We start from the raw sequence: 24,177 nt of genomic DNA, 5'->3' as shown, positions 1-24,177 counted from the left end.
GCGGCGATTTTTCGCCACGTGCACCGCGACCGTCGTTGGCCGCCAACCGTCGGACCGGATGCCCCGGAATAGACGAAACCCCTGGCGCAATAGCGCAAGGGGCTCTTGCACAAAGATGCTACCCGAGGAAGCGAGGCATGGCCGAGGTGGCGACTTCCGCGAGGTCCTCCGCGACGCCCGATCAGCTTCTGGTGGTCATCGATCCGGTTGCCCGGCGGGCGGACGGAGAGTCCGTCCGGATCGCGAAAGACGTGCTCAGCGCGGGTGCCGCGAGTACGAAGGTATGTCTGCCGGACAGCCCGGAGGAGTTCGCCCGGGCGCTGCGGCGACGCGGCTCGCGGCGGCCCGTGGTGATCGGTGACGACCGTACGCTGCTGCGGGCCGTCGGCCTGCTGCACCGGCAGCGGGAGCTGGAGGGCTGCGCGCTTTCGGTGGTGCCGGTGGGGTCGGCGCTGGGCCTCACCCGGTCACTCGGACTGCCGTCGGGCGCGGTGGCGGCGGCGCGAGCGGTGCTGGAGGGGGCGGAACGGCGCCTGGACCTGCTCGTCGACGACAGTGACGGGGTGGTGCTGGGGGCGGTGAGTATTCCGCCGGTCGCGGCGCACGACGGCGTGCGGGTGGGCCCGGGAGCGGGCACGGGGGTGGGGCCACCGGCCTCCGGTTCGGGGGCGGGGTCCGGTTCTGGGACGGGGTCCGGTTCCGGGGCGGGGTCCGGTTCCGGGGCGGGGTCCGGTTCCGGGGCGGCGTACTCCTGGCTTCGGACCTACCAGTCGCTCGTACGGACGCTGGCGTCCTCGCGGCCGTCCCGGGGCGTCGCGGCTCCGGGGACATCCGGTCCGGTCCGGCTGCGGGTGGAGGTCGACGGGGTGACGCTGGTGGACCTGGGCCAGCCGGTCGAGGGGGTGTCGGTGATGCCGGGCGTCGACGGGCTGGCCGTGGTGGAGGTGCGGCCGCTGTCGGTGGGCGCGGAGGCGTCACCGCTCACGGCGAGCGGACGGACGGTGACCGTGTCGGGGGCGCACTTCCGGTACCGGGCCGACGCGGTGGTGTCGGGGCCGGTGGGGACGCGCACGTGGACGGTGCGGGAAGGGGCCTGGGGGCTGACGCTGCCGGCGGGGTAGCGGGTGGGCGTGGCGTCAGGGGGCCTTGAAGCCGGTCGTGTCCAGCAGGAGGTCGAAGGGCTCGGGGATCGAGATCTTCTCGCCGAACGGCTTGGTGAAGCGGACCTCGTAGAGTCCCTCCGGGGAGGGGGACCCGTAGACGATGGCCTGCTCCTCCTGCATGTCCAGGATCAGGTACACGGGCACGCCTCCCTTGGCGTACACCTCGACCTTGTTGGTGAGATCGTCGTTCCTGGTGGCAGGAGAGGTCAGCTCGGCGACGAAGGACAGGCCCTCACCGCCCAGGTGGTGGCTTTCCGTCTCGAAGGCCCGCTCATGCGCCACGTGGATGTCCGGCCCGTACGCGCACTCGTCTCCTGGGAAGACGTAGAGGAACGGACCTCGTTCGATCACGTGCGACGCGGGGAGATGCGGCTCCAGTTGAGCGCATACCAGGCGCATGACCCGGTGGTAGTACCCCTTCGACCACGGCGACACGACGATGCTCCCCCTCACGACCTCGGCCCTGTAGCCCTCGGGCACACACAACTCGTCAAGGGTCTCCAACAACCCCTCGAAGCTCTGGGACTCGGTGCCGCTCATCGTCGGTCGCTCTGCCATGACTGTCATGATGCGCCCTCCCCCTGATGCGGACCAGTGGCAACTCAACGTAGCCGACCGAGTACGCAGCCGAGACCGCTTCCCTGATCCCCCTCAGCCGCCCCGCCCGAACCGTTCCTCCCGCCGCACCCGCCAGCGCTCCATCATGGCCGCGATCTCCTCGTCGACGAACTCGAAGAAGGCGAGCGTCTCGGCCATGCGGCGGCCCGCCGGGGTCTCGGCGCCCAGGCTGACGACGCCCTCGCTCAGCGCGCTCTCCCACCGCTTGAGGATGGCCTCGCGGTTGGTGAGCGCCTCGTACCACTGATTGCTGTGCACCCGATACCGCTCCCTGCGCGAGCCGGGTTCGCGCTCGCGCGAGACCATGTGCTGCTGCGAGAGGTAGCGCACGGCCCCGGAGACGGCGGCAGGGCTGACCTGGAGCTGCTCGCCGAGTTCGGCCGAGGTCAGCGAACCCGAGTCGGAGGCCAGCAGCGCGGCGAAGACCCGGGCCGGCATGCGCTGCATCCCCGCCTCGACGAGCTGGGCCGCGAAACCCTCCACGAACTTCGACACCGCCTCGGGGTCGCGCCCTGATGTCGTTGCTTCGGTCATCTTTCGATCATCCCTCACCATCCTGACTGTTTCTTAACTTCACAAGTTTCTGAAGGAAGAGTACTTTCAGAATCATGACGAAGGCAATCAGTGTCTCCGGACTCCACAAGTCGTTCGGCCGGACGCACGCGCTGGACGGCCTCGACCTGGAGGTCGAGGCCGGCGAGGTCCACGGCTTCCTCGGCCCCAACGGCGCCGGCAAGTCCACCACCATCCGCGTCCTGCTCGGCCTGCTGCGCGCCGACTCGGGCGCCGCCCAGGTGCTGGGCATGGACCCGTGGACGCAGGCGGTCGAGCTGCACCGCCGTCTCGCCTACGTCCCCGGCGACGTCGAGCTGTGGCCGGGCCTCACCGGCGGCGAGGCCATCGACCTGCTGGGGCGGCTCCGGGGCGGGCTGGACAAGCAGCGCCGGGCCGAACTCGTCGAGCGGTTCGGCCTGGACCCGACCAAGAAGGGCCGGGCGTACTCCAAGGGCAACCGACAGAAGGTCGCCATCGTCGCCGCGCTCGCCTCCGACGCCGAACTGCTGCTCCTCGACGAGCCGACCGCGGGACTGGACCCGCTCATGGAGGTCGTGTTCCAGGACGTCATCGCCGAGGCGAAGGCCGCGGGCAAGACCGTCCTGCTCTCCAGCCACATCCTGGCCCAGGTGGAGAAGCTGGCGGACCGGGTGAGCATCATCCGCCTCGGCCGGATCGTCCAGTCCGGCACGCTCGGCGAACTGCGGCACCTGACCCGTACCACCATCGAGGCGGAGACCGAGCGCCCCGCCACGAGCCTGGCGGAACTCCCCGGCGTCCACGATCTGCGGACCACCGACGGCCGGGTCCGCTTCGCCGTCGACGGCGGCGAGGTCGACGGTGCGGTCCGCAGGCTCACCGAGTTCGGCATCCGCAGCCTCACCAGCCATCCACCGACCCTGGAGGAGCTCATGCTCCGCCACTACGACGACGCCCTGCCCACCGCCACCGACCGGTACGGCGCGAACGGCACGCGGGGCACGGACGGCACGACGCGAAACCCGGACGGCACGCGGAGCGCGGACGGCACGAACGGCCCCAGTGGAGCCGTGCGATGACCTCCGCGACGACCACCACCGCCACCGCCCCGGCGCGCCCCGGCCCCGCCGCGGGCCGCGCGGACGTGCTGGCCGGCACCGGCACCCTGATCCGCTTCGCCCTGCGCCGCGACCGCGTCCGGCTCCCGGTGTGGGTGCTGGCGCTGTTCCTCGGCACCCTCGCGACGGCGAACAGCTACCAGGAGCTGTACGGCGCGCCCGAGGACCGGGCCAAGGCCGCGGAGTCCATGGGCAGCCCGGCGAGTCTCGCCATGTCGGGCCCCCGCCACTACCTCGACGACTACACCTCCGGCGCCATGCTCGGCCACCAGATGCTCGGCTTCACGGCCGTCCTCGTCGGCCTGATGAGCGTCCTGATCATCACCCGCCACACCCGCGCCGAGGAGGAGACCGGCCGGGCCGAGCTACTGCGTTCGACGGTCGTCGGCCGTCACGCCCACCTCGCCGCCGCCCTCTCCGTGGCGGTCCTCGCCAACCTGCTCCTCGCCGCGCTGCTGGCCCTCGGCCTGTCCGGCCTCGGCGTCGAGGGCATCGACACGGCCGGGTCGCTGCTGTACGGCGCCGACCACGCCGCCGCCGGCCTCGTCTTCGCCGGCGTCGCCGCGATCACCGTCCAGATCACCGCGCACGCCCGCGGCGCCTCCGGCATGGCGCTCGCGGTCATCGGCGTCGCCTACGTGCTGCGCGCCGCCGGCGACAGCGGCGAGAGCGGCGCCCTGTCCTGGCTCTCCCCGATCGGCTGGGTGCAGCGCACCCACGTCTACGTCGACGACGACTGGTGGCCGCTGCTGCTCTGCCTCGCCCTGGCCGTGGCCTGCGCGGCGACGGGGTTCGTGCTCTCCACCCGGCGCGACGTGGGCGCGGGGCTGCGCCCGGAGAAGCTGGGCAGCCCGGTCGCCTCCAACGCGCTGGGCACCCCCGTCGGCTTCGCGCTGCGGCTGCACCGCGGCATGCTCGTCGGCTTCGGCGCGGGCCTGTTCCTGATGGGCGCGATGTACGGCTCGATCCTGGGACAGGCCGAGGACATGCTGAAGGACATCGACGAGCTCCAGGAGGCCCTGGCACGCATCGGCGGCTCCAGCATGGCCGAGTCCTTCGCCTCCATGGTCATGGTGGTGATCACGGTGGTCGCCGCCGTGTACGTGGTGATGGCCGCTCTGCGGCCCCGCTCCGAGGAGACCGCGGGCCGCGCCGAGCCACTGCTCGCCACGGGGCTGTCGCGCGGCCGCTGGGTCGGTGGCCACCTGGCGGTGGCCATGGGCTGCGGCACGCTCGTCCTGCTGACGGCCGGCCTGGGCTTCGGCGTCGCGGGCGCCGCCTCCACCGGCGACGCCGTCCTGCTGCCCAAGCTGGTGGGCGCGGCCCTCGCCTACGCACCGGCCCTGTGGGTCACGGCCGGGGTGGCCGTCGTACTCTTCGGCTGGTTCCCGCGGGCGAGCGCGGCGGCCTGGATCGTGCCGGTGTACGCCTTCGTCGTCGGCTACCTCGGCCAGATCCTCCAGTTCCCGGACTGGATGAACAACCTGTCTCCCTTCGGCCACGTGCCCCGGCTCCCCGCCGCGGACATGGACTGGACGCCGCTGCTGGTACTGACCCTCGTCGCGGCCGGGCTGGTGTGGCTGGGGCTGGCGGGATTCCGCCGCCGGGACCTGGAGACGAAGTAGACCCGGCCGGGGTGATCAGGAAGCGACCAGGGGCGATCGCGGGTTGATCACGTCTCCACCATCAGTCCCTTCAGTCCCCGGATGACGAAGTTGGGCTTTCGCTCCGGCTCGGCGGCGAGCCGGAGCGCGGGCGCCCGCCGGAGCAGGGCCGCCATGGACGCGGCCAGTTCGATACGGGCCAGGGGCGCGCCGATGCAGTAGTGGACACCGGCGCTGAAGGAGACGTGCGGATTGTCGCGGCGGGTGAGGTCGAGGCGGTCCGGGGCGGTGAAGGCCGCCGGGTCGTGGTTGGCGGAGCCGAACAGCATCGCCACCTCCGCGCCGCGCGGGACGGTCGTGCCGTCGATCTCGATCTCGTCCAGCACCCAGCGCTCGAAGAGCTGGAGCGGGGTGTCGTAGCGGATCAGCTCCTCCACGGCGGAGGGGACCAGGGAGTGGTCCGCGCGCAGGGCGGCGAGCTGGCCCGGGTTGCGGAACAGCGCCCACCAGCCGTTGACCGTGGCGTTCACCGTGGCCTCGTGACCGGCGTTCAGGAGCAGGACGCAGGTCGAGATCATCTCCTGCTCGGTGAGCCGGTCGTCGTCCTCGTCGTGGGCCGCGATCAGGCCCGAGACCAGGTCGTCGCCCGGTTCCCTGCGGCGGGCCGCGATCAGTGCGCGCAGGTACTCCGAGAAGTCGACCGACGCGCGGACCGCCCTCGCCGCCGTCTCCTCGGACGGGTTCAGCTCGTACATCCCGCAGATCTCCGCCGACCAGGGGCGCAGCGGGGCCCGGTCCGACTCCGGGATGCCCAGCATCTCCGCGATCACGGCGACCGGGAGCGGTTCGGCCACGTCCCGCAGCAGGTCGCCGCCGCCGTCCGCGACCAGCCGGGACACCAGGTCGTCCGCCAGCCCGTGCACGTACGGCCTCAGCCGCTCCACCGTGCGCGGCGTGAACGCCTTCGACACCAGGCGCCGGATACGGGTGTGGTCCGGCGGCTCCAGGTCGAGCATCCCGTGGTCGTTGAGCGTGTGGAAGGGCTCCTGCTCCGGCGGGGGCGGGGTGCGGCCGAAGTCCTCGTGCGTGAAGCGGTGCTGGTAGGTCCGGCCGAGGCGGCGGTCGCGCAGCAGCGCCGACACGTCCGCGTGGTGCGGGACCAGCCACTGGTCGCTCGGCTCGTAGTAGAGCACGCGCCCCCGGGCCCGCAGCTCGGCGAAGGCGGGATACGGGTCGGCGACGAACGCCGGGTCCCACGGGTCGAATGCGGGATCGGGCACGGAGTCGGATACAGGGCCGGATGCGGGATCGGATGCAGCCGTCATGGACGGACAGTAGGACCTCGACCGGCCCTGTGCCCAGAGTCCCGCCCGCCCGCGTGCACGGGTCTTGACCTTGCGCCGCCGGAGCCTTAGCTTCCTTCACCAATGTTTCGGAAAGCGTTTCGAAACTTTCGGAGCACGTACGACGGAATGAGACTCCCGCATGAGAACCGTTCGTTTCGCCACCGTGGCCCTCGCCACCGCCGCCCTGACGCTGCCGCTCGTCGCGGGAACCGCCACGGCCGACCCGTCCTCCGGCCGGCACCCCGCCCCGCACTCCCACGCCAAGTTCGACCGGCTGCGCGAGGCCGCCCCCGACGGCTTCTACGTCGGCACCGCCGTGGCGGGCGGTGGCCACCATCTGGAGCAGGACTACCCGGACCCGTTCAGCTCGGACAAGAAGTACCGGAAGGTCCTCGAGCGCCAGTTCAACTCGGTGTCCCCCGAAAACCAGATGAAGTGGGAGTTCATCCACCCCGAGCGCGACCGGTACGACTTCGCGGCGGCGGACGCCATCGTCGACTTCGCCGAGCGCCACCGCCAGGTCGTACGCGGCCACACGCTGCTGTGGCACAGCCAGAACCCGCAGTGGCTGGAGCAGGGCGACTTCTCCGACGAGGAACTGCGCGCGATCCTGCGTGAGCACATCACCACCGTCGTCGGCCGCTACGCCGGCCGGATCCAGCAGTGGGACGTCGCGAACGAGATCTTCGACGACCAGGGCAAGCTCCGCACGCAGGACAACATCTGGATCCGCGAACTCGGCCCGGGCATCGTCGCGGACGCCTTCCGCTGGGTGCACGAGGCCGACCCGGAGGCGAAGCTGTTCTTCAACGACTACGGCGTCGAGAGCGTCAACGCCAAGAGCGACGCCTACTACGCCCTCACCCAGGACCTGCTCCGGCAGGGCGTGCCGGTGGACGGCTTCTCCGTACAGGCGCACCTGAGCACGCGGTACGGCTTCCCTGGGGACCTGGAGACGAACCTCGAGCGCTTCGACGCGCTGGGCCTGGAGACCGCCGTCACCGAGCTGGACGTACGGATGGACGTGCCGGCCGGCGGTGAGCCCACCGCCGCGCAGCAGAAGCAGCAGGCCGACTACTACCAGCGGGCCCTGTCGGCGTGCCTGGCCGTCGAGGACTGCAACTCGTTCACGATCTGGGGCTTCACCGACAAGTACTCATGGGTGCCGGTGTTCTTCGAGGGCGAGGGCCACGCGACGGTCATGACCGACGACTTCGACCGCAAGCCCGCCTTCCACGCCCTGCGGCACACCTTGAAGGCGGCGGCCCACAAGCACTGACGCCCGCCTGTCCGCCGGGTCCACCGTGTCCGTCGCGAGGCCGTCGCCCCACACCCCGCGGCGGGCTCGGCCCTCTCACTCACTCCCCTTGCCGGGAGCGTTGCTTGACGTTCTCGATGAAGACGGCGAAGGAGGGCGCGGACACGGAGAGGGTGGCGCGGGCGGGGGCCTTGGAGTCGCGGACGGCTATGTGGGTGGGAAGGGCGGCGATCTCGACACAGGTATTGCCTTCGCCGCCGCCGGAGTAGCTGGACTTCCGCCAGTACATAGCCTCTCTCGTCGCTCACCTCACAGTCACTTCTTCAAAGCGACGATGAAGGCCATGAAGGACGGGATGGGGATGGAAAGGGTAGCGCGGGCGGGCGCCTTGGAGTCGCGGACGGCTACGTGGGTGAGAAGCGGGGCGATCTCGACGCAGGCATCGCCGTCGCCGCCCCCGGAGTGGCTGGACTTCTGCCAGTGCATTACAGCTCCTTCATCAGCCGATGAATCAAGTCTCGCGATGCAGTGGAGTCCAGCGACGCCGCGCGCACTCTCCTGTAAAGCGAACGTAGTTGCTCCAGCTGAGGCTGCGCATCGATGTACGTGGCCCCAGTCGGAGCGTCCCGAAGCGCTGTGTCCAACTGAGGTACTGGGCCACCCAGGTACAGCATGGAAGCCCCGGCTCCGGCAAAGCCTTCGCGATCGATCGGCACGACCCGCACAGTGGCTTGCCTCGCCTCAATCCTGTTGAGCACAACGCATAGTTGAGTATGTGATGCCCGGCGATCGGCCACATGAACACGCAGGGCGAACTCATGCACGATCGTCTCGTAAAGAGTCGGAGTCTCCCGCTCAATGACAGCTTGGCGTTTCATCCGGTGCGCCACACGCAGAGCCACTTCGTCCTCGGACAGCTCGGGCCGCGTGTAGGTGAACACCGAGCGCGCATAGTCGGCAGTCTGCAGCAGCCCGGGGACGTAGTGGATCACGATCTCTCGCAGGAACGCCGCATGGTGCTCGGCCTCGGCGCCATCCAGGAACACCGGCGGGAGCACGCCTCGATACTCCTCCCACCATCCCCTCGAGCGGTCGGTCGCCATCGCGACAAGCGCCTCGATCAACGCCTCGTCTGTGCAGGCGTAATTGGCCGCGAGTCTGCGCACGCGCTTGGCGCTCACGCCCACCGTGCCGGACTCGATTTGGCTCATCTGGACAGCATCGGCCTCCAGCAGTTCTGCGGCCTCCCGAGCCGTCATACCCGTCGCCTCACGCAGTTTGCGCAGCTCAGCGCCCAATCTCACCCTTCGAGCAGTGAGCTGTCTTTTCGGCGGCAACCGGTGCCTCCTCGCTCCAACTTCCCAGCGGGCATCCCTCGTTCGAGCGTCAGAATACGGCAACGGTTGCACTTTCCTAAGGCTAGGAAATACCGTCAGTGACGCGACGCACACGCTGCGAGGCGCCGGGGCACCGGAAGCGCACCGCTCCGTCCTGTCATGACGGCTGCGGCATCGACACCGCCCGGCGGCAGCGACACCCCTCCCTCACGAACGGAGTCGACGCATGCCCGAAGACACTTCCTGGGAGTACTCCCTGCACATCCCGAACGACCCCCGTGCCGTCACCGTCAGTCGCCGCACCCTCCGCCTGATCCTGACCATGCACGGACTGATCGGCCTCGTCGACGTCGCCGAGTTGCTCGCGGCGGAGCTGATCGGCAACGCCGTACTGCACACCAAGGGTCCTGCGGCGCTGCGCGTGCGGTGGTCGGCCGGGGTGCTGCGGATCGGCGCGTGGGACGCGGACCCCGAACCTCCGGACGTTCCCGCCCGGCTGGCGGGCGTGGGCGACGAGGAGAGCGGCCGGGGGCTCGCCCTGGTCCGGGCCTGTTCCGACCCGTGGGGCTGGCAGCCGCTCTCCCGGTTCGGGAACCGGGGCAAGTACGTGTGGTGCGAGCTCGGCGCCCCTCAGCCCGGCGTCACCAGCCGGGCCTCGTAGGCGAAGACCGCCGCCTGGGTGCGGTCGCGCAGGCCCAGCTTCACCAGGACCCGGCTGACGTGTGTCTTGATCGTCGACTCGGCGACCACGAGGCGCTCGGCGATCTCCGAGTTGGACAGGCCCTGCGCGATGAGGACCAGAACCTCCGTCTCCCGCTCGGTCAGGTCGCCGTACGCACCCTGCGCGGGGGACATCAGGCGCGGGCCGTCGGACAGCTTCGAGAACTCGGTGATCAGACGCTTGGTGACCGAGGGGGCGAGGAGGGCCTCGCCGGCGGCCACGACCCGGACGCCGTCGGCGAGCTGGCGGGCCGAGGCGTCCTTGAGGAGGAAGCCGGAGGCGCCCGCGCGCAGCGCCTGGTACACGTACTCGTCGAGGTCGAAGGTGGTGAGGACGAGGACCTTCGCCGCGCCGTCCGCCGCGACGATCTCCCGCGTCGCCTCGATGCCGTTCAGCTCCGGCATGCGGATGTCCATCAGGACGACGTCCGGGGCCAGCTCCCGGACCTTCGCCACAGCCTCCCGGCCGTTGACCGCCTCGCCGGCGACCTCGATGCCCGGCATCGCGTTCAACAGGACCGAGAAGCCCTCGCGCACCATCATCTGGTCGTCGGCGATCAGGACGCGGATCGCGCGGTCGGTCATGCTTCCCCTTCGGTCTGCGCGCGGAAGGGCAGGAACACCGCCACCTCGTAACCCCCGTCATCGGTGGGGCCCGCCGTCATCTCGCCGTCCAGCATCGATACGCGCTCGCGCATGCCGGTGATGCCGTGCCCGGCGCCGGGCGAGGGCTTAACCAGGGAGGTCTGGGGTATCGAGCCGTTCACGATGCGAAGGCCCAGGCCGCCCAGCACGTAGGAGACCTCGACGCGGGCGGTCGCGCCGGGCGCGTGCCGCAGCGAGTTGCTCAGTGCTTCCTGCACGATCCGGTACGCCGACAGCTCCACACCCGGCGACAGCTCGCGCACCGCACCGGTCACCGTCTTGTCCACGCTCAGGCCGGCGTCGCGCACGTTGGCCAGCAGGGCGTCGAGGTCGGCGAGGGTGGGCTGCGGGGCGTCCGGGGCCTCGTAGTCCTCGGCGCGGACGACTCCGAGGACACGACGCAGCTCGGTGAGGGCTGCCACCGCGTTCTCCCGGATGGTGGCGAAGGCGCGCTCCAGCTCCTCCGGGGGATTCTCCACCCGGTAAGGCGCGGCCTCCGCCTGGATGGCGACCACCGACATGTGGTGGGCGACCACGTCGTGCAGCTCGCGGGCGATGGTGGTGCGCTCCTCCAGCAGGGTGCGCCGGGACCGCTCGTGCGCGGTGACCGTCTGCTGGGCCGTCACCTCCTGCCGCGCCTCGCGGCGAACGTGGAGGACCGCGACCATCAGCAGGGCCAGGGCGGAGAGCAGCAGCATGGGCGCGGAGGTGTTGTACTCGCCGTCGCCGATCACGGTCTCCGCGAAGAGGGCGTAGGCGGCGGTGAGGGCCCACATCCACGCGGCCGTGCGGGGCCGGGTACGTATCGCCACGACCACCAGCACCGTCAGGTGGCAGATGAAGACGCCGGGCTGCCACGGCCACTCGCCCAGGCGGCCGTCCAGCAACGCGACCAGCGGTGTCGCCGCCATCGACATCCAGAAGGCGCCGACCGGCCGGACCAGCGTGGCCATCACGGGTGCCGCGCACACCAGCCCGCTCAGCAGAGCCATCGGCCCGTCCATGCTGCCCCCGGCGGAACCGCCGAACATCGCGATCAGGGCGAGGGCCACCACCACCGCCTGCGGCAGGCGGGCGGCGTACCACCGCCGCTTGTCGGAGAGCCGCCGGGTCAGTCGGCCCTCCGTCCCCATGAGCGGCAGCGGACGGTAGGCGAAAGCGTCGTGGAAGAGGTCCTGGCGCAGCCCGCTCAGGACATCCATGGCCAGCCGGAACTCGGGGCTGCGCTCGCCGTCCCCGGAAGGGGCGGTCCGCGTCTGGGTCATCTCGGTCACGTTCGCAACGGTAGGCGTCCCCAAGTACCGCGGTCGTCCCCAGCGAGAGGGGTTCTTCGGTATCCGTCTCAGGTACTACGCACCCACCCCGCTCAGTACCCGGAGGGCCGCACCAGCCCCGACTCGTACGCGAACACCGCCGCCTGCGTCCGGTCCCTGAGCCCCAGCTTCACCAGGATCCGGCCGACATGTGTCTTCACCGTCTGCTCAGCGACCACCAGGCGCTGAGCGATCTCCGCGTTCGACAGGCCCTGCGCGATCAGGGCGAGCACCTCGGTCTCCCGCTCGGTCAGATCGCCGACACGCTCCTTCAGCGGCGCGCGCGGCCGGTCGTCCAGCCGGGAGAACTCGGCGATCAGCCGCCGCGTGACGCCCGGCGCGAGCAACGCGTCCCCGTCCGCCACCACCCGGACCGCCTCGGCGAGCTGGTCGGCGGAGGCGTCCTTCAGCAGGAACCCGGACGCGCCGGCCCGCAGCGCCTCGTACACGTACTCGTCGAGGTCGAAGGTGGTCAGCACCAGCACCCTGATCTGCGGGGTCGTTCCGGTGATGCGGCGGGTGGCCTCGATGCCGCCCAGCTCGGGCATGCGAATGTCCATCAGGACGACGTCCGGGGCGAGTTCGGCGACCTTGGCCACGGCGTCCAGGCCGTCCACCGCCTGCCCGATCACCTCGATGCCGGGCTGGGTGTTGAGCAGCACGGTGAAACCCTGCCGGACCATCTGCTGGTCGTCGGCGATCAGCACGCGGATCACGCGGCCGTTGCTGCTGGTCGTCATCGGGCGTCGTCCTCGGTGGAGTCGTGGGCGGGATGGTCGGGTGGAGCATGGTCGGGGGCGGAGTCGTGGGGAGGAAGGCCGGGGCCGTCGGTCGGCAGGAACGCCGCCACCTGGTAGCCGCCATCGGGCAACGAGTGCACCGTCAGCGAGCCGTCGAGCATCGCCACCCGCTCCTGCATGCCGAGCAGCCCGTGCCCCGCTCCGTGCGACGGTGCCGGGGCCCGCGTCGGACGGGTGTTGGTCACGTCCACGCGCAGCCCGATCGGAAGATGCGTGAGGTGGACCCGGGCGGTCGCGCCGGGCGCGTGCCGCAGGACGTTGCTCAGGGCCTCCTGCACGATCCGGTACGCCGACAGCTCCACACCGGGCGGCAGGGGTCTGCGCGACCCGCTCGTCTCGGTGGTGACGGTCAGCCCGGCGGCCCGAGTGTTCTCCACCAGCGCGTCGAGCCGGTCGAGGGTGGGCTGCGGGGCGTGCGGGGCGGCGTCGCCCCCGTCGGGCGTCTCCAGTGGGCCGGGGTGCTCGGAGCGCAGCACGCCCAGCACCCGGCGCAGCTCGGTGAGGGCCTCCAGCGCGTTCTGCCGGATGCCCGCGAGGTTCTCCTTCAGCTCGTCCGGCGGGTTCTCCACGAGGAGGGGGGCGACCTGGGCCTGGATGGAGATCACCGACATGTGGTGGGCGACCACGTCGTGCAACTCGCGCGCGATGCGGCCGCGCTCCTCCAGCAGGGTGCGCCGGGCTCTCTCCTCGGCGGTGAGCGAGGTCTGCTCCGCGAGCTCCGTCCGGGCCTCGCGGCGTCCGCGCAGGGCGGTTCCGAGCACCACGAAGACCGAGAAGAGGATGACGGCGAGCTGGCCGGTCGGCTGGTAGTTCACCCCGCCCACCAGGCCCTGCACGGCGTAGGTGGCGAGCGCGGTCAGACCCAGTGCCTCCGCGGACACTCGGGTACGGACCCGCAGAGCGAGCAGTAGCAGGACGAACAGGTGCCCGATGACCCCGGCGACCGTCCAGGCCCAGGTGAACTTGTAGCCGTCCACGACCATCTCGGCCCGCACCGCGAAGGCCCCCACCAGCATGGCCGCCATGGACAGCCACCACGCCGGGATCGGCCGCCACAGCGCCAGCACCATGGCGCCGGCCTGGCCGAGGGCGATCAGGAAGGCGAACCCGGGGTCGACTCCGCCGTTGTCGTTGAGCTGAGCCGCGTCGCCGAGCAGCACGCCGAGGGCGGCCAGACAGACGACTCCGTGCGGGAGCCAGAGAAGCCACACCGAAGGCGGCAGCGGGTCCGCCCGCCAGGTCCACAAGTCGTCGTGCAGCACCCGCAACACGCGCTCGACCCGGCCTCCGATACTCATCTGCCGGTTCCCCCGTCGCTTCACACGGCCCACCCTAGACATGACGTGCACCCGCCGCCCCCGTCCGACCCGGCGGACGATGCGCCCGGACGACCCGGGAGCGGCGTCGGCCGCCACCGCGCTCGAAGGAGCGAAAGGCGGCCCAACAACCGGCCAGGACCAGCGCGAACGCCGGAAGCCACGCGAGCCGGGCCGCGACCCAGCCCAGGCCGTCGGGGAACGTGTGCAGGCCGGGCAGACGGCCCGCGAGAAGGCCGGTGGCCGTGGTCGCCATCAACGCGGTCTGGTGCCACAGGAAGATCGTCATCGCTGAGAGGTTGACCAGCGCGACCACTGCCCACGCCATGGGCCGCCGCATCGCACGGCCCAACCACTCGCGCAGCAGCAGCGCCAGCCCGCACTGCGCCAGGCCGAAGGTGACGGCGGCCAGCGTCGGCGGGTTGAGGTTCGATATGTCGGCGCCGGGGACGCCGACCATCGACGCCGGATAGCCCGCCCAGGCGACGAGGGCCACGGTCGCCGCCGTACCGCCGGTGAGCAGGAACCGGCCCGCGCGGCGATGGTCCAGTTCGCCGCGGGTCCAGGCGGCGCCGAGGGTGTAGGGGACCAGCCAGCCGGCGGCGAGGTTGATCCAGCCGAGCCAGGAGGGGGCGCCGAAGCCGAAGCGCAGCAGGTCCGCATGGAGGACGACGACCAGCGGCCACAGCGGGTGCAGCCGGGCCAGGAGTGGGGTCGCCGCGGTCAGCGCGGCGAAGACGAGGAGGAACCACAGCGGGGACAGGGCCAGCTTCAGCAGGGTGTGGACGGTCACGAACTCCGCGCCCGTCAGGAGCAGCAGCGCCGCCGTCACCGTCCACAGGGTGAGGACGGCCGCGACCGGCCGGAACAGGCGGGACAGCCGGGCGGACAGCCAGCGGCCGTAGGACGTGCCGCGGGCTCTGGCCGACGCGTAGCTGCGGGTGGCGACGTGACCGCCGACCAGGAAGAACACGGCGAGGGTCTGGAAGACCCAGGAGACCGGGGAGAACCAGGGCATGTCCTGCAACGGGCTGGCCGCGTGCAGGCTGTTGCCGTCGGCGACCAGGGCCGTCACCAGCCAGTGGCCGAGGACCACGCCGAGGATGGCGAAGGCGCGCAGGGCATCGACGGCCCGGTCCCGCGACGCGGGCGTGGCGGCGTCGATCCGGGCGGCGGCACGGCGCAGCCCTTGCCTGTCGGTGGCGCGGCTCAGCCCTTGCTTGATGGCTGCACGGCGTAGCTCCTGGCTGGGGGTTGCACGGCGCAGTCTCTTACGGTCGGCGGGGCCGTGCCCCCGGTCCGGGGCGGTGTGCGGAGAAGTCGGTCGTGTGGATCGGGTCGCGTCAGTCATGGGTCACCTCCGTGACCTCGCCCAGGGCGATCCGGGCCAGGTTCGTCAGGGATACGGAGCCGGTGTCGAAGTAGTCGCTGTGGCCGCCGTCGCCGGCCGCGAAGACCCGGGCGCCGAAGTCCGGCGAGAGGGGGTCGGTGCCGAAGCCGACGGTGGTGCCGAAGAGGTCGGCGCTGAGGTGCGGCACGTGCTCCACCCAGTCGTCGGCGCCCCGCGCCGCCCAGACCCGGGCGCCCGTGTGCAGACCTGCGGCGGAGTCGCCGCCGGTGCCGGGGCTGCCGACCAGGGCTATGTCGGTGGCGTCCAGTCCGTCGGCGGCGCGGGCGCACACGACGGAGCCGTAGGAGTGGCAGAGCAGGGCGACACGGGCGGTGGGACCGGCGATCCCGTGCAAGGTGTCGACCAGGGCGCGCAGCTTCGGGGCGGCCCGGTCGGCGCGGCCGGTGGTGGCGACCGTGGCGCTGACGGTGCCCGGTGTCTCGTAGCCCAGCCAGGCCACGACCGCGGTGCTCGTGCCCTCGGGCGCTTCCTCGGCGAGCTGCCGGTGCAGGGAGAGGGCGGCGGCACGGAACCGGCCGTACGTGTCGAGGTTCGTGTCGGAGCCCGGGACCAGGACGGCGACGCGGTCCGCGTGGGCCAGGTCACCGAAGATTTCCGTGGCCAGTCCGGCGCCACGGCCGTCGAAGGCGAGCAGGCGCCGGGACGGGTCGGCCATCGAGCGGTCCGCCGCCGCGCGGTGCCGGTCACCGTGGGCGGCGGCCATCCGGGACGCCTCGGCGGCGTTGGCCCGGTTGGCGGCGTACGCCTCGTCCAGCGTGCCCGCCGTCGGGACGGCGAGCGCGGCGGGGGCCGGAGCGGGGATCTCGGGACGCGCGGCGCCGGAGAGAGGAAGAACCACGGCACCACAGATGAGCGCGGCGAGGACAGTGCGACGCACTCTGTTCACGCGCCGCCGCCAACGTACCGCCGTCCCGGACGCCATGGCCTCTCCCCTCCGGCTCGCCCGACCATCGGGCGTGCCTGTAAGGGAAGTTATGAGTCGCGCCGGGTAACCCGCGTCCCGCCAGGGGACTCACCTGCGGGGTAGCTCTCAGGTACTACGGGTACGCCCCTGACACGGTCAGGAAACCCGCACATGGCTCATCTGAGCGGGCCGAGGACAGAACAAGGGAAAAGTTCGCGGATTCCTGCACCACACCCTCCCCCGCCCCCACGCTCACCAAGCCAGCTGCGCGATCTCCTCCGCGACCACCGCGCACGCGTCCGCAGCCGGGTCGATCAGCGGGTAGTGGCCGACATCCTCCAGCAGCGTCACGCCCACCACCTCTCCGGCCTTCGCCGCCGCGTCGGCATACGCCTCGGCGACCGCCTGCGGGACATCCACGTCGTCACGGCCCTGGACCAGGGTCGTCGCGATGCCGGTGGGCAGCAGCAGGGCCGGGTCGGCGTAAGGCCTACGCTCCGCGAACAGCTCCGCACCGCCCAGGAACTGCCGCGCCGCACCGCCGCACACGTCGAGCTTGTCGGCGACCCCGAAGTCCGCGATCGGCGCGAGGGCGACGACACCACGCAGGGGCGCTGGGCGGTCGGTACGCCAGGGTGCGTCGGCGGGCAGCAGGTGCCGGGCGGCCGCCCACAGGGCGAGGTGACCGCCGGCCGAGTGGCCGGCGAGCACGACCCGGCGCGCGTCGGCACCGGGGAGGTACTGCCGCACCAGGGCCGGCAGCGCGTCCAACGCGGCGGCCACGTCGTCGAAGGTGTCGGGCCAGCGCCCCGCGACAGGTCCTTCTCCCGCCACGTCCGCCTCCCCGCCCTGCCCGACGCCTTCCGTGCCACGCCGGTACTCCACACTGGCCACGGCGAGGCCCCGGTGGGCCAGGAAGCCGGCGAACGGGCTGACATGACGACGGTCGTACGGTGCTCGCCAGGAGCCTCCGTGCAGAACCACCACCACGGGAGCGGCACCGCCCGGGCCCCCGCCTCCGTGCGGGGCGTAGAAGTCGATCACCTGGTCGGGGTGGTCGCCGTACACAGCGGTGCTGTCGGGATCGACCGCCGGGTGCGAAAAGGCCGACTCCTCCTCCGCGGCGCCCCTCGCGGCAGCGGTGCCCGGTTCTGCTGCGGCGTCCGGCATGCTCAACCTCTCAGCGGCGAAACGGTGTTGGCGGACCAGGCAAAGGAAACCGGCCGTTGGCGGGACGCTATCAGGCCGGTGACGTGCCCGGACATGGGGATATGACGCTGGGTGAGGGCAGCCGGTCCAGCGGACGCCGGGACTACCCCATGAACTCGGGCCGCTCGTACGGCGTCCACCAGGCGGTCAGTCCCCACACCCCCAACCCGAGCGCGGCCACCGCCACGAGCGCCGCGGCCCACGCCCGGTCCAGCAGGCGCAGGCCCAGCATCCACGCGACGGCCGGCACGAGCGCGCCACCGAGGGCGACGAGCGGCAGGTCGACGTACAGCACGCTGAGATCGCGGTGCTGGTCCTCGAAGCCGCCGGTGACGCTGACACGGGCGAGCGGTGCCCAGGCGAGCAGCGCGGTCGTGGCGCCGGCCACGCCGGCGACGAGGCATCCGGCGCAGCCACGGGTCCGGTCGTTCACATGATCCACACCCACGTTCACGCGCCGGAGCCCGCAGCGGTTCCTCAGGCCCGCTCCATCCCCCTCAGCCGCCCGTCACACCAGCGTCGTGGCCAGCACGCGCGCCGCCCGCTCCACGTCCGCGAAGCCGACGTACAGCGGGGTGAAGCCGAAGCGCAGGACGTCCGGGGAGCGGAAGTCCCCGACCACACCGCCCGTGATCAGCCTCTTCATGACGTCACCGGCGTCGTCACAGCGCAGGGCGACCTGGCTGCCCCGCTCGGCGTGCGCCGCCGGAGTCAGGGACTCCACCCGGCCGTCCGGGACGTACTCCCCGACACAGCGCAGGAAGAAGTCGGTCAGCGCCAGGGACTTGACCCGCACCGCCTCCACCGACACCCCGTCCCACACCTCCAGCGCCGCCTCCAGGGCGAGCAGCGAGAGGATGTCCGGCGTGCCGACCCGGCCCCGCAGCGCACCGGACGCCGGGGCGTACGCGGGCCGCATGCCGAAGGGCTCGGCGTGCGAGTTCCAGCCCGGCAGCGGGGAGTCGAAGCGGTCCTGAAGGCCGCGGCGCACGTACAGGAACGCGGGCGAACCGGGGCCGCCGTTGAGGTACTTGTAGGTGCAGCCGACCGCCAGGTCGACGCCGTGCTCGTCGAGGCCTACCGGCAGCGCGCCCGCGCTGTGGCACAGGTCCCAGACGACGTACGCCCCCGCCCCGCGCACCGCGGCCGTGAGCGCGGGCAGGTCGTGCAGCCGGCCCGTGCGGTAGTCGACGTGATTGAGCAGGACGGCGGCGGTGCGGTCGCCGAGCGCCGACGGCAGCTCGGCGGGGGTCACGGGGCGCAGGGAACAGCCCGTCATCCGGGCCGCCGACTCGGCGATGTACCCGTCCGTCGGGAAGGTGGCGGAGTCGACGAGGATCTCGTCCCGGCCCGCGCCGTCACCCTTCCCCCGGCCCGCGCCGTTCTCCCGGACGGCGCCATGCGCACGGCCCGCACCGTCGTCCTCCCCCGCCATGCGTACCGCCGCGACGAGCGCCTTGAACACGTTGACGCTGGTCGAGTCGCCCACCACGATCTGCCCGGCCGCCGCCCCGACCAGCGGGGCGATCCGGTCGCCGATCCGCTCGGGCGCCGTCCACCAGCCGCTCTCCTCCCACGACCGGATGCGCAGCTCGCCCCACTGGCGGCGTACGACGTCCTCCACGCGCGCGGGGACACCGGCCGGCAGGGCACCGAGCGAGTTGCCGTCCAGATAGACGACGTCGTCCAGGACGAACCGGTCACGCAGGGCCGACAGCTCGTCGGCGGCGTCCAGCTTCGCGGCCTCGGCCGCCAGTGCGAGAAGTTCAGACATACGACCGCGCCGTCCACAGCTCGGGGAACACATTGCCGCGGGCCCGCTTCTCCAGCCAGGCCACCCCGGCGGAGCCGCCCGTACCGGTCTTGGAGCCCATCGCGCGGCGGGTGGCGACCAGGTGGTCGTTGCGCCAGCGCCAGACCAGCTCGGCGACGTCGGTGAGCGCCTCGCCGAGGCGGGCCAGCTCGCCGTTCTGGTCGCCCGCGTAGACGGCCGTCCAGGCGGCCTCCACCTCGGGCGCCGCCTCGTACTTCCGGGTGACGTCGCGCCGAAGGACGGCGTCCGGGATGTCGTACCCGTGCCGGGCGAGCAGCCGGACGACCTCGTCGTACAGGCTCGGCTCGTGCAGCGCCTTCTCCAGCTCCGCGTGGACACGCGGGGAGCCGCGGTGCGGGACGAGCATGGACGCGGACTTGTCGCCGAGCAGGAATTCCAGGCGGCGGTACATCGCCGACTGGAAGCCGGACCCCTCGCCGAGGGAGCCGCGGTACGAGTTGAACTGGGCGGGCGTGAGGCCGGCCAGCGGCGTCCAGGAGGCGTTCAGCGCCTCCAGCTCCCGCACCGAGCGCTTCAGCGCGTCGGTCGCCACCTGGATCCGGTCCTCGCGCAGGGCGCCGGCGGCCGTCTCCCACTCGTGGACGATGACGGTGAACCACAGCTCCATGACCTGGGTCGTGACCAGGAAGACCATCTCTCCGGGATCGTCGGAGAGGGTGTGCTGGAGGTGGGTGAGCACGTCCGCCTTGACGTAGTCCTCGTACGGCGTGCTGCCCTCGAAGTCGAGATTCGGGGCTTCGTGGGACATCGCTGTCTCCTGATGTGCACTTCGGGTAGCGGTCCGCCCTGCCGTTACCGACACGGGGCCCCGGTCCCCAACGTCATCCTCCGCAATCGTCGCAGGAAACCGCAAGGCCCGCCTGCGCACGGCAGACGGGCCGGGGAGCGTGCGGTGTCCGGTCCGGGGTCAGCCCAGTACCTCGGCCGCCGCCGGCGAGGAGTCCTTCAGGAACTGGCTGCAGCGCTCGTACTCCTCCTTCTCGCCGATCGCCTGGGCGGCGCGGGCGAGGGCGTGCAGGGCGCGCAGGAAACCGCGGTTCGGCTCGTGCTCCCAGGGCACCGGGCCGTGCCCCTTCCAGCCGCTGCGGCGCAGGGAGTCCAGGCCGCGGTGGTAGCCGGTACGGGCGTACGCGTACGACTCCACCACGCCGCCCCGCTCGAACGCTTCGTCGGCCAGCTGTGCCCAGGCCAGCGAGGACGTCGGGTACTTCGCGGCGACGTCGGCGGGCGAGGTCCCGCCCGCCAGCAGCTCGCGCGGCCCCGGGTCGTCGGGGAGGTGGGTCGGGGGCGGTCCCCCGAGAAGGTTCTCGTGAATGGCCATGGGCACAAGTCTGCGTCATGCCGGCGGCATACGTACGCGGGCCCGGCACCTCAGGAGAATCCTGAGGTGCCGGGCCCGGCGCGAACGGCATGGCGCGGACGGCGCACGGCGATCGTCACCTGTTCCGCGGTGACCCGTGCCTGTTCCACGGTGACCGTATTTGTCCCGCGGTGACCGTTACTTGATCTTCTGGCCCGCCGAGCGCAGGTGGCCGCAGGCCTCGAGGACGCGCGCGGCCATGCCGGCCTCGGCCAGCTTGCCCCAGGTGCGCGGGTCGTAGGTCTTCTTGTTGCCGACCTCGCCGTCGACCTTCAGGACACCGTCGTAGTTGCTGAACATGTGGTCGGCGACCGGACGCGTGAAGGCGTACTGGGTGTCCGTGTCGATGTTCATCTTGACCACACCGTTCTCCAGGGCGGTCGCGATCTCCTCGGCGGAGGAGCCGGAACCGCCGTGGAAGACGAAGTCGAACGGCTTGCTGCCGGCCGGCTGACCGTACTTCGCGGCGATGCCCTCGTTCAGCTCCTTGAGCAGCTCGGGGCGGAGTACGACGTTGCCCGGCTTGTACACGCCGTGCACGTTGCCGAAGGACGCGGCGAGCAGGTAGCGGCCCTTCTCGCCCAGGCCCAGGGCCTCGACGGTGCGGACCGCGTCGTCGACCGTCGTGTAGAGGGAGTCGTTGATCTCGTGGGTGACGCCGTCCTCCTCGCCACCGGTCGGGGTGATCTCGACCTCGAGGATGATCCTGGCGGCGCGGGCGCGCTCCAGCAGCTCCTGGGCGATGGAGAGGTTGTCGGCCAGCGTCTCGGCCGAGCCGTCCCACATGTGGGACTGGAACAGCGGGTTGCGGCCGGCCTTGACTCGCTCCTCGGAGACGGCCAGCAGCGGACGCACGTACCCGTCGAGCTTGTCCTTCGGGCAGTGGTCCGTGTGCAGGGCGACGGTGACGTCGTACTTCTCGGCCACGATGTGCGCGAACTCGGCGAGGGCGACGGCGCCGGTCACCATGTCCTTGCTGTGCTGGCCGCCCAGGAACTCGGCACCGCCGGTGGAGATCTGGACGATGCCGTCGCTCTCCGCCTCCGCGAAACCGCGCAGGGCGGCGTGCAGCGTCTGGGAAGAGGTCACGTTGATGGCCGGGTAGGCGAACTTTCCTGCCTTCGCCCGGTCCAGCATCTCGTTGTAGACCTCGGGAGTTGCGATGGGCATGTCCGCTCCTTGTATGTGCGGGGGGCGCGATTGGTGCTTACGGCCCTGACCTAGACCTGGGGGGCGACGTCATCGTCGGCCCCATCCTTCCAGACGACGCGGGATACTCCGAGCGGACGTCCGTCCCGGCCCCCGGGGACCGCCTCAGTCCAGGCCCAGCTCGTCCTTGTCGTACGCGTACCGGTACGGCACCCCGGCACCCTCCTGGATCTTCTCGGCGGCGCCCGTCGCCCGGTCGACGATCGTCGCCACGGCCACGACCTGGGCACCGGCCTCGCGCACGGCCTCGACGGCGGCGAGCGGGGAGCCGCCGGTGGTGGAGGTGTCCTCGACGACCAGGACGCGGCGGCCCCTGATGTCCGGACCCTCGACGCGCCGCTGCAGGCCGTGCGCCTTGGCGGCCTTGCGGACGACGAAGGCGTCCAGCCTGCGCCCCCGCGCGGCGGCCGCGTGCAGCATGCTCGCGGCGACCGGGTCGGCGCCCATGGTCAGCCCGCCGACCGCGTCGAAGTCCAGGTCGGCGGTCAGGTCCAGCAGCACCTGCCCGACCAGCGGCGCGGCCTCGCCGTCCAGGGTGATGCGGCGCAGGTCGACGTAGTAGTCGGCCTCGAGACCCGAGGAGAGGGTCACCTTGCCGTGCACCACGGCCTTGTCCTTGATCTGCTGCAGCAGCGCCGCGCGTACTTCCGTCATGTACGTCAGCTTAAAGGCGGCGCCAGCTCCAGGTCGTCGTGGCCTCCAGCGGCTCCAGGGGCGTGACCAGGCGCGGGAGGGTGTTCAGGCCGTTGGGCGGGCCGGTCTGCGGCTCCACGCAGACGGCGGCCGCCTGCTCGTCGTAGACCACGGCCCACTGCTCCCGGCTGGTCACCCTCAGTTCCAGGCGCTCGGGCCAGGTGAGGGTGACGTCGACACCGTCCGGCATGCCGAAGCAGTCGTCCCAGGGGCCCGGCTTCGGGTCGACGCGGTTGCCGGTGGGCAGGTGGTCGTCGCCGCGCTCCTCCTGCCAGGCGGGGTCGAAGGCGATCGTCACACCCGCGGCGTCCCCGCCCTTCCGGCCGTCCTCGCCGTCCTCGCCGTCCTCGCCGTCCTCGCCGCCGAGGGTTCGGTTGAACCACGGGTGCCAGCCGATCTGCGCCGGGAAGGACGAGTCGTACGTCTCCACGGACATGGACAGCGTCAGCCCGTCCTCGGCGAGCGCGATCACCTGGGTGACGCGGCCGGAGTAGGGCCAGGGGTCGGTGAGGTCGTACGTGATGACGGCCTCGTTCCCGGTGACGCGGGCGGTGCGCCAGGCGGCGTCGCGGGCGGTGCCGTGGATGGCGTGCGGCGGGGAGTTGAGCGGCATCTGGTGGACGAGGGCCCCGTCCCGGAAGCGGCCCTCGCGGATCCGGCCGCACCAGGGCACCATCGGGAAGCAGCCGTATCGCTCGCCCTGACGCAGCAGTTCCGTGCCGCCGACGCGCAGCCCGCCGATCCGGCCGCCGTTGCCCGGCAGCACGGTCGCCTCCGCGTCACCCGCGGTCAGCGTGATGGGTTCGTTACTCACGCCATGACCCTACTGGGGTGATCAAGGCCGCCCCACCCGGCCGGGTGCGAAGACGGTCGGTCCGACGGCTGCCCGACGCTGCTCAGCGGCGTCTGCGCAGCGCGCGGCCCAGCACGATCGCCGACGCCACGATCAGCGCCGCCGCGGGGGCGGCCCAGCGCAGAGGGGCACCGATCCCGCCCGCCTGGGGCGCGGGGACAGGGGCGTACCGGCCGCGCGGCGGGGCGTGGTCCACCTCCTCGGCACTGCGGCCGATCATCGTGCGGCGCGCGTGCGCGGCCTCGGCGGGCGGCTCGGGGGCTTGGGGGACTTCGGGAGCTTCGGGGACTTCGGGGGCTTCGGGGACTTCGGGGGCTTCGGCAGCGGCGGGGACTTCGGGGGCTGCCGGGGCGCTCGGGGCCGTAGGGGCACCCGGCTCGTCCCCGACGTCCTCGTCCGGGTCCGTGAGGGAGGGCGGCGGGACCTCGGTGTCGAAGACCGAGGTGTGCTGCGGCTCCGCTTCCACGGCGGGCCGTTCCTCCGGCTCCTCCGCCGCCGTGCCCAGGTTCTCCCCGAACCGGGTGAGCAGCCGGGCCGCGGCCGACGCCACCGACTCATCCGGCAGCTCCGTGACGCGCCCGCCGGCGGTGGCCGACCCGGTGAACGCGAGGGTGGAACCGCCCTCGGCTTCCCGCACGCGCAGGGTGAGGGCGAGCGTGACCGTGCCGGTGCCGCGCGCCTCGGTGGCGTCGCCCTCGACGGCGTACGCACCGTCCTCCCGGGCGGACAGGCGCAGGACGCCCCGGTAGGTGATGGAGTGACTGCCGATACGCACCTTCAGCCGTCCCGCGACGGGCTCGGCGCCGGCGTCCTGCTGGAGCCCCGGAACCGCCCGGGCGACCCGAACCGGGTCGGCCAGCGCGTCCCTGAGCCGCTCGGCCGGAACCGGAACGAACACCTCATGTTCCATGTCAGCGCAGCCTACCCAGCGG

The 24,177-nt window shown here is 71.9% G+C and carries 26 protein-coding genes; 5 read left to right on the top strand and 21 right to left on the bottom strand.

From position 1 onward, the window contains the following. The first annotated feature begins 137 nt into the window (after positions 1-137). Positions 138-1,121 (top strand): diacylglycerol kinase family protein, encoded by a 984-nt coding sequence (locus ABEA26_RS08885; RefSeq protein WP_345590793.1) that lies wholly within the window; start codon positions 138-140, stop codon positions 1,119-1,121. Between the two features lie 15 nt (positions 1,122-1,136). On the opposite strand, the gene ABEA26_RS08880 is transcribed toward ABEA26_RS08885, so the two are convergent. Together ABEA26_RS08880 and ABEA26_RS08875 are read right to left on the bottom strand one after the other, a co-directional pair. Beyond that, positions 1,137-1,730, bottom strand: a complete 594-nt coding sequence (locus ABEA26_RS08880; RefSeq protein ID WP_345590791.1) for a Uma2 family endonuclease — start codon at positions 1,728-1,730, stop codon at positions 1,137-1,139. 84 nt (positions 1,731-1,814) lie between these two features. Next, complete coding sequence (locus tag ABEA26_RS08875; protein WP_345590789.1) at positions 1,815-2,315, bottom strand: GbsR/MarR family transcriptional regulator; 501 nt, start codon at positions 2,313-2,315, stop codon at positions 1,815-1,817. Between the two features lie 74 nt (positions 2,316-2,389). Here ABEA26_RS08875 and ABEA26_RS08870 point away from each other — a divergent pair, with 74 nt between their 5' ends. Beyond that, a complete protein-coding gene (locus ABEA26_RS08870; RefSeq protein WP_345590787.1) occupies positions 2,390-3,394 on the top strand; it encodes an ABC transporter ATP-binding protein in 1,005 nt (334 codons plus the stop codon). After that, positions 3,391-5,058, top strand: coding sequence for an ABC transporter permease (locus tag ABEA26_RS08865; RefSeq protein ID WP_345590786.1), 1,668 nt, complete (start codon positions 3,391-3,393; stop codon positions 5,056-5,058). Before ABEA26_RS08870 ends, ABEA26_RS08865 begins: the two co-directional genes overlap by 4 nt. Positions 5,059-5,105: 47 nt before the next feature. On the opposite strand, the gene ABEA26_RS08860 is transcribed toward ABEA26_RS08865, so the two are convergent. Beyond that, positions 5,106-6,362: a cytochrome P450 gene (locus tag ABEA26_RS08860; RefSeq protein ID WP_345590784.1), complete on the bottom strand. Its 1,257-nt coding sequence runs from the start codon at positions 6,360-6,362 to the stop codon at positions 5,106-5,108. A gap of 160 nt (positions 6,363-6,522) precedes the next feature. Here ABEA26_RS08860 and ABEA26_RS08855 point away from each other — a divergent pair, with 160 nt between their 5' ends. Then, on the top strand, positions 6,523-7,662 hold the full coding sequence (locus ABEA26_RS08855) for an endo-1,4-beta-xylanase (RefSeq protein ID WP_345590782.1): 1,140 nt from the start codon (positions 6,523-6,525) through the stop codon (positions 7,660-7,662). A gap of 79 nt (positions 7,663-7,741) precedes the next feature. Here the strand turns inward: ABEA26_RS08855 and ABEA26_RS08850 are convergent, their stop codons facing one another. From ABEA26_RS08850 to ABEA26_RS08840, 3 genes are read right to left on the bottom strand one after another with little or no spacing between them, the layout of a single operon-like run. Then, positions 7,742-7,930 carry a DUF397 domain-containing protein gene (locus ABEA26_RS08850; RefSeq protein WP_345590780.1) on the bottom strand — a complete coding sequence of 63 codons (189 nt, stop codon included), beginning with the start codon at positions 7,928-7,930 and terminating at the stop codon, positions 7,742-7,744. Between the two features lie 26 nt (positions 7,931-7,956). After that, entirely contained in the window at positions 7,957-8,127 is a 171-nt protein-coding gene (locus ABEA26_RS08845) for a DUF397 domain-containing protein (RefSeq protein WP_345590779.1), read from the bottom strand. After that, a complete protein-coding gene (locus ABEA26_RS08840) occupies positions 8,127-8,945 on the bottom strand; it encodes a helix-turn-helix domain-containing protein (RefSeq protein WP_345590777.1) in 819 nt (272 codons plus the stop codon). Before ABEA26_RS08840 ends, ABEA26_RS08845 begins: the two co-directional genes overlap by 1 nt. A 259-nt stretch (positions 8,946-9,204) precedes the next feature. On the opposite strand from ABEA26_RS08840, the gene ABEA26_RS08835 reads away from it, so the two are divergent. Next, positions 9,205-9,639: an ATP-binding protein gene (locus ABEA26_RS08835; RefSeq protein WP_345590775.1), complete on the top strand. Its 435-nt coding sequence runs from the start codon at positions 9,205-9,207 to the stop codon at positions 9,637-9,639. Here the strand turns inward: ABEA26_RS08835 and ABEA26_RS08830 are convergent. The 15 genes from ABEA26_RS08830 to ABEA26_RS08760 all read right to left on the bottom strand — a co-directional run bounded on the left by ABEA26_RS08830 (position 9,609) and on the right by ABEA26_RS08760 (position 24,155). Continuing rightward, positions 9,609-10,283, bottom strand: a complete 675-nt coding sequence (locus tag ABEA26_RS08830) for a response regulator (RefSeq protein ID WP_345590774.1) — start codon at positions 10,281-10,283, stop codon at positions 9,609-9,611. The genes ABEA26_RS08835 and ABEA26_RS08830 overlap by 31 nt on opposite strands. Further along, positions 10,280-11,617, bottom strand: coding sequence for a sensor histidine kinase (locus ABEA26_RS08825; protein WP_425587801.1), 1,338 nt, complete (start codon positions 11,615-11,617; stop codon positions 10,280-10,282). The genes ABEA26_RS08830 and ABEA26_RS08825 overlap by 4 nt, the downstream gene beginning before the upstream one ends. 92 nt (positions 11,618-11,709) lie before the next feature. Further along, positions 11,710-12,396, bottom strand: a complete 687-nt coding sequence (locus ABEA26_RS08820; protein WP_345590772.1) for a response regulator — start codon at positions 12,394-12,396, stop codon at positions 11,710-11,712. Continuing rightward, positions 12,393-13,796 carry a sensor histidine kinase gene (locus ABEA26_RS08815; protein WP_345590771.1) on the bottom strand — a complete coding sequence of 468 codons (1,404 nt, stop codon included), beginning with the start codon at positions 13,794-13,796 and terminating at the stop codon, positions 12,393-12,395. Before ABEA26_RS08815 ends, ABEA26_RS08820 begins: the two co-directional genes overlap by 4 nt. Beyond that, positions 13,789-15,123 carry an acyltransferase family protein gene (locus ABEA26_RS08810; protein ID WP_345590770.1) on the bottom strand — a complete coding sequence of 445 codons (1,335 nt, stop codon included), beginning with the start codon at positions 15,121-15,123 and terminating at the stop codon, positions 13,789-13,791. Before ABEA26_RS08810 ends, ABEA26_RS08815 begins: the two co-directional genes overlap by 8 nt. Further along, complete coding sequence (locus ABEA26_RS08805; protein WP_345590768.1) at positions 15,116-16,105, bottom strand: alpha/beta hydrolase; 990 nt, start codon at positions 16,103-16,105, stop codon at positions 15,116-15,118. Before ABEA26_RS08805 ends, ABEA26_RS08810 begins: the two co-directional genes overlap by 8 nt. A 234-nt stretch (positions 16,106-16,339) precedes the next feature. Beyond that, a complete protein-coding gene (locus ABEA26_RS08800; RefSeq protein ID WP_345590765.1) occupies positions 16,340-17,257 on the bottom strand; it encodes an alpha/beta hydrolase in 918 nt (305 codons plus the stop codon). Between the two features lie 142 nt (positions 17,258-17,399). Continuing rightward, positions 17,400-17,729, bottom strand: a complete 330-nt coding sequence (locus tag ABEA26_RS08795) for a hypothetical protein (RefSeq protein WP_345590763.1) — start codon at positions 17,727-17,729, stop codon at positions 17,400-17,402. A gap of 75 nt (positions 17,730-17,804) precedes the next feature. After that, positions 17,805-19,070 carry a kynureninase gene (gene kynU / locus ABEA26_RS08790; protein WP_345590761.1) on the bottom strand — a complete coding sequence of 422 codons (1,266 nt, stop codon included), beginning with the start codon at positions 19,068-19,070 and terminating at the stop codon, positions 17,805-17,807. Beyond that, complete coding sequence (locus tag ABEA26_RS08785; RefSeq protein ID WP_345590759.1) at positions 19,063-19,878, bottom strand: tryptophan 2,3-dioxygenase family protein; 816 nt, start codon at positions 19,876-19,878, stop codon at positions 19,063-19,065. The genes kynU and ABEA26_RS08785 overlap by 8 nt, the downstream gene beginning before the upstream one ends. 159 nt (positions 19,879-20,037) lie before the next feature. Then, the gene (locus ABEA26_RS08780) at positions 20,038-20,451 is read right to left on the bottom strand and encodes a DUF3151 domain-containing protein (RefSeq protein WP_345590757.1); all 414 of its coding nucleotides are present in this window, start codon (positions 20,449-20,451) and stop codon (positions 20,038-20,040) included. 177 nt (positions 20,452-20,628) lie between these two features. Beyond that, the gene (gene fbaA / locus ABEA26_RS08775) at positions 20,629-21,660 is read right to left on the bottom strand and encodes a class II fructose-bisphosphate aldolase (RefSeq protein ID WP_345590755.1); all 1,032 of its coding nucleotides are present in this window, start codon (positions 21,658-21,660) and stop codon (positions 20,629-20,631) included. A gap of 144 nt (positions 21,661-21,804) precedes the next feature. Beyond that, positions 21,805-22,353 carry an orotate phosphoribosyltransferase gene (pyrE, locus tag ABEA26_RS08770; RefSeq protein ID WP_345590753.1) on the bottom strand — a complete coding sequence of 183 codons (549 nt, stop codon included), beginning with the start codon at positions 22,351-22,353 and terminating at the stop codon, positions 21,805-21,807. A 10-nt stretch (positions 22,354-22,363) separates the two neighbouring features. Next, a complete protein-coding gene (locus ABEA26_RS08765) occupies positions 22,364-23,206 on the bottom strand; it encodes an aldose epimerase family protein (RefSeq protein WP_345590751.1) in 843 nt (280 codons plus the stop codon). A gap of 82 nt (positions 23,207-23,288) precedes the next feature. After that, entirely contained in the window at positions 23,289-24,155 is an 867-nt protein-coding gene (locus tag ABEA26_RS08760) for an SRPBCC domain-containing protein (protein WP_345590750.1), read from the bottom strand. Positions 24,156-24,177 lie beyond the last annotated feature (22 nt).

The sequence above is a fragment of the Streptomyces marokkonensis genome, from assembly GCF_039539045.1.
Classification (GTDB): Bacteria; Actinomycetota; Actinomycetes; order Streptomycetales; family Streptomycetaceae; genus Streptomyces; species Streptomyces marokkonensis.
The sequence above is the reverse complement of the archived record's forward strand: the minus strand, read 5'-3'. Positions and strand labels throughout refer to the sequence as shown.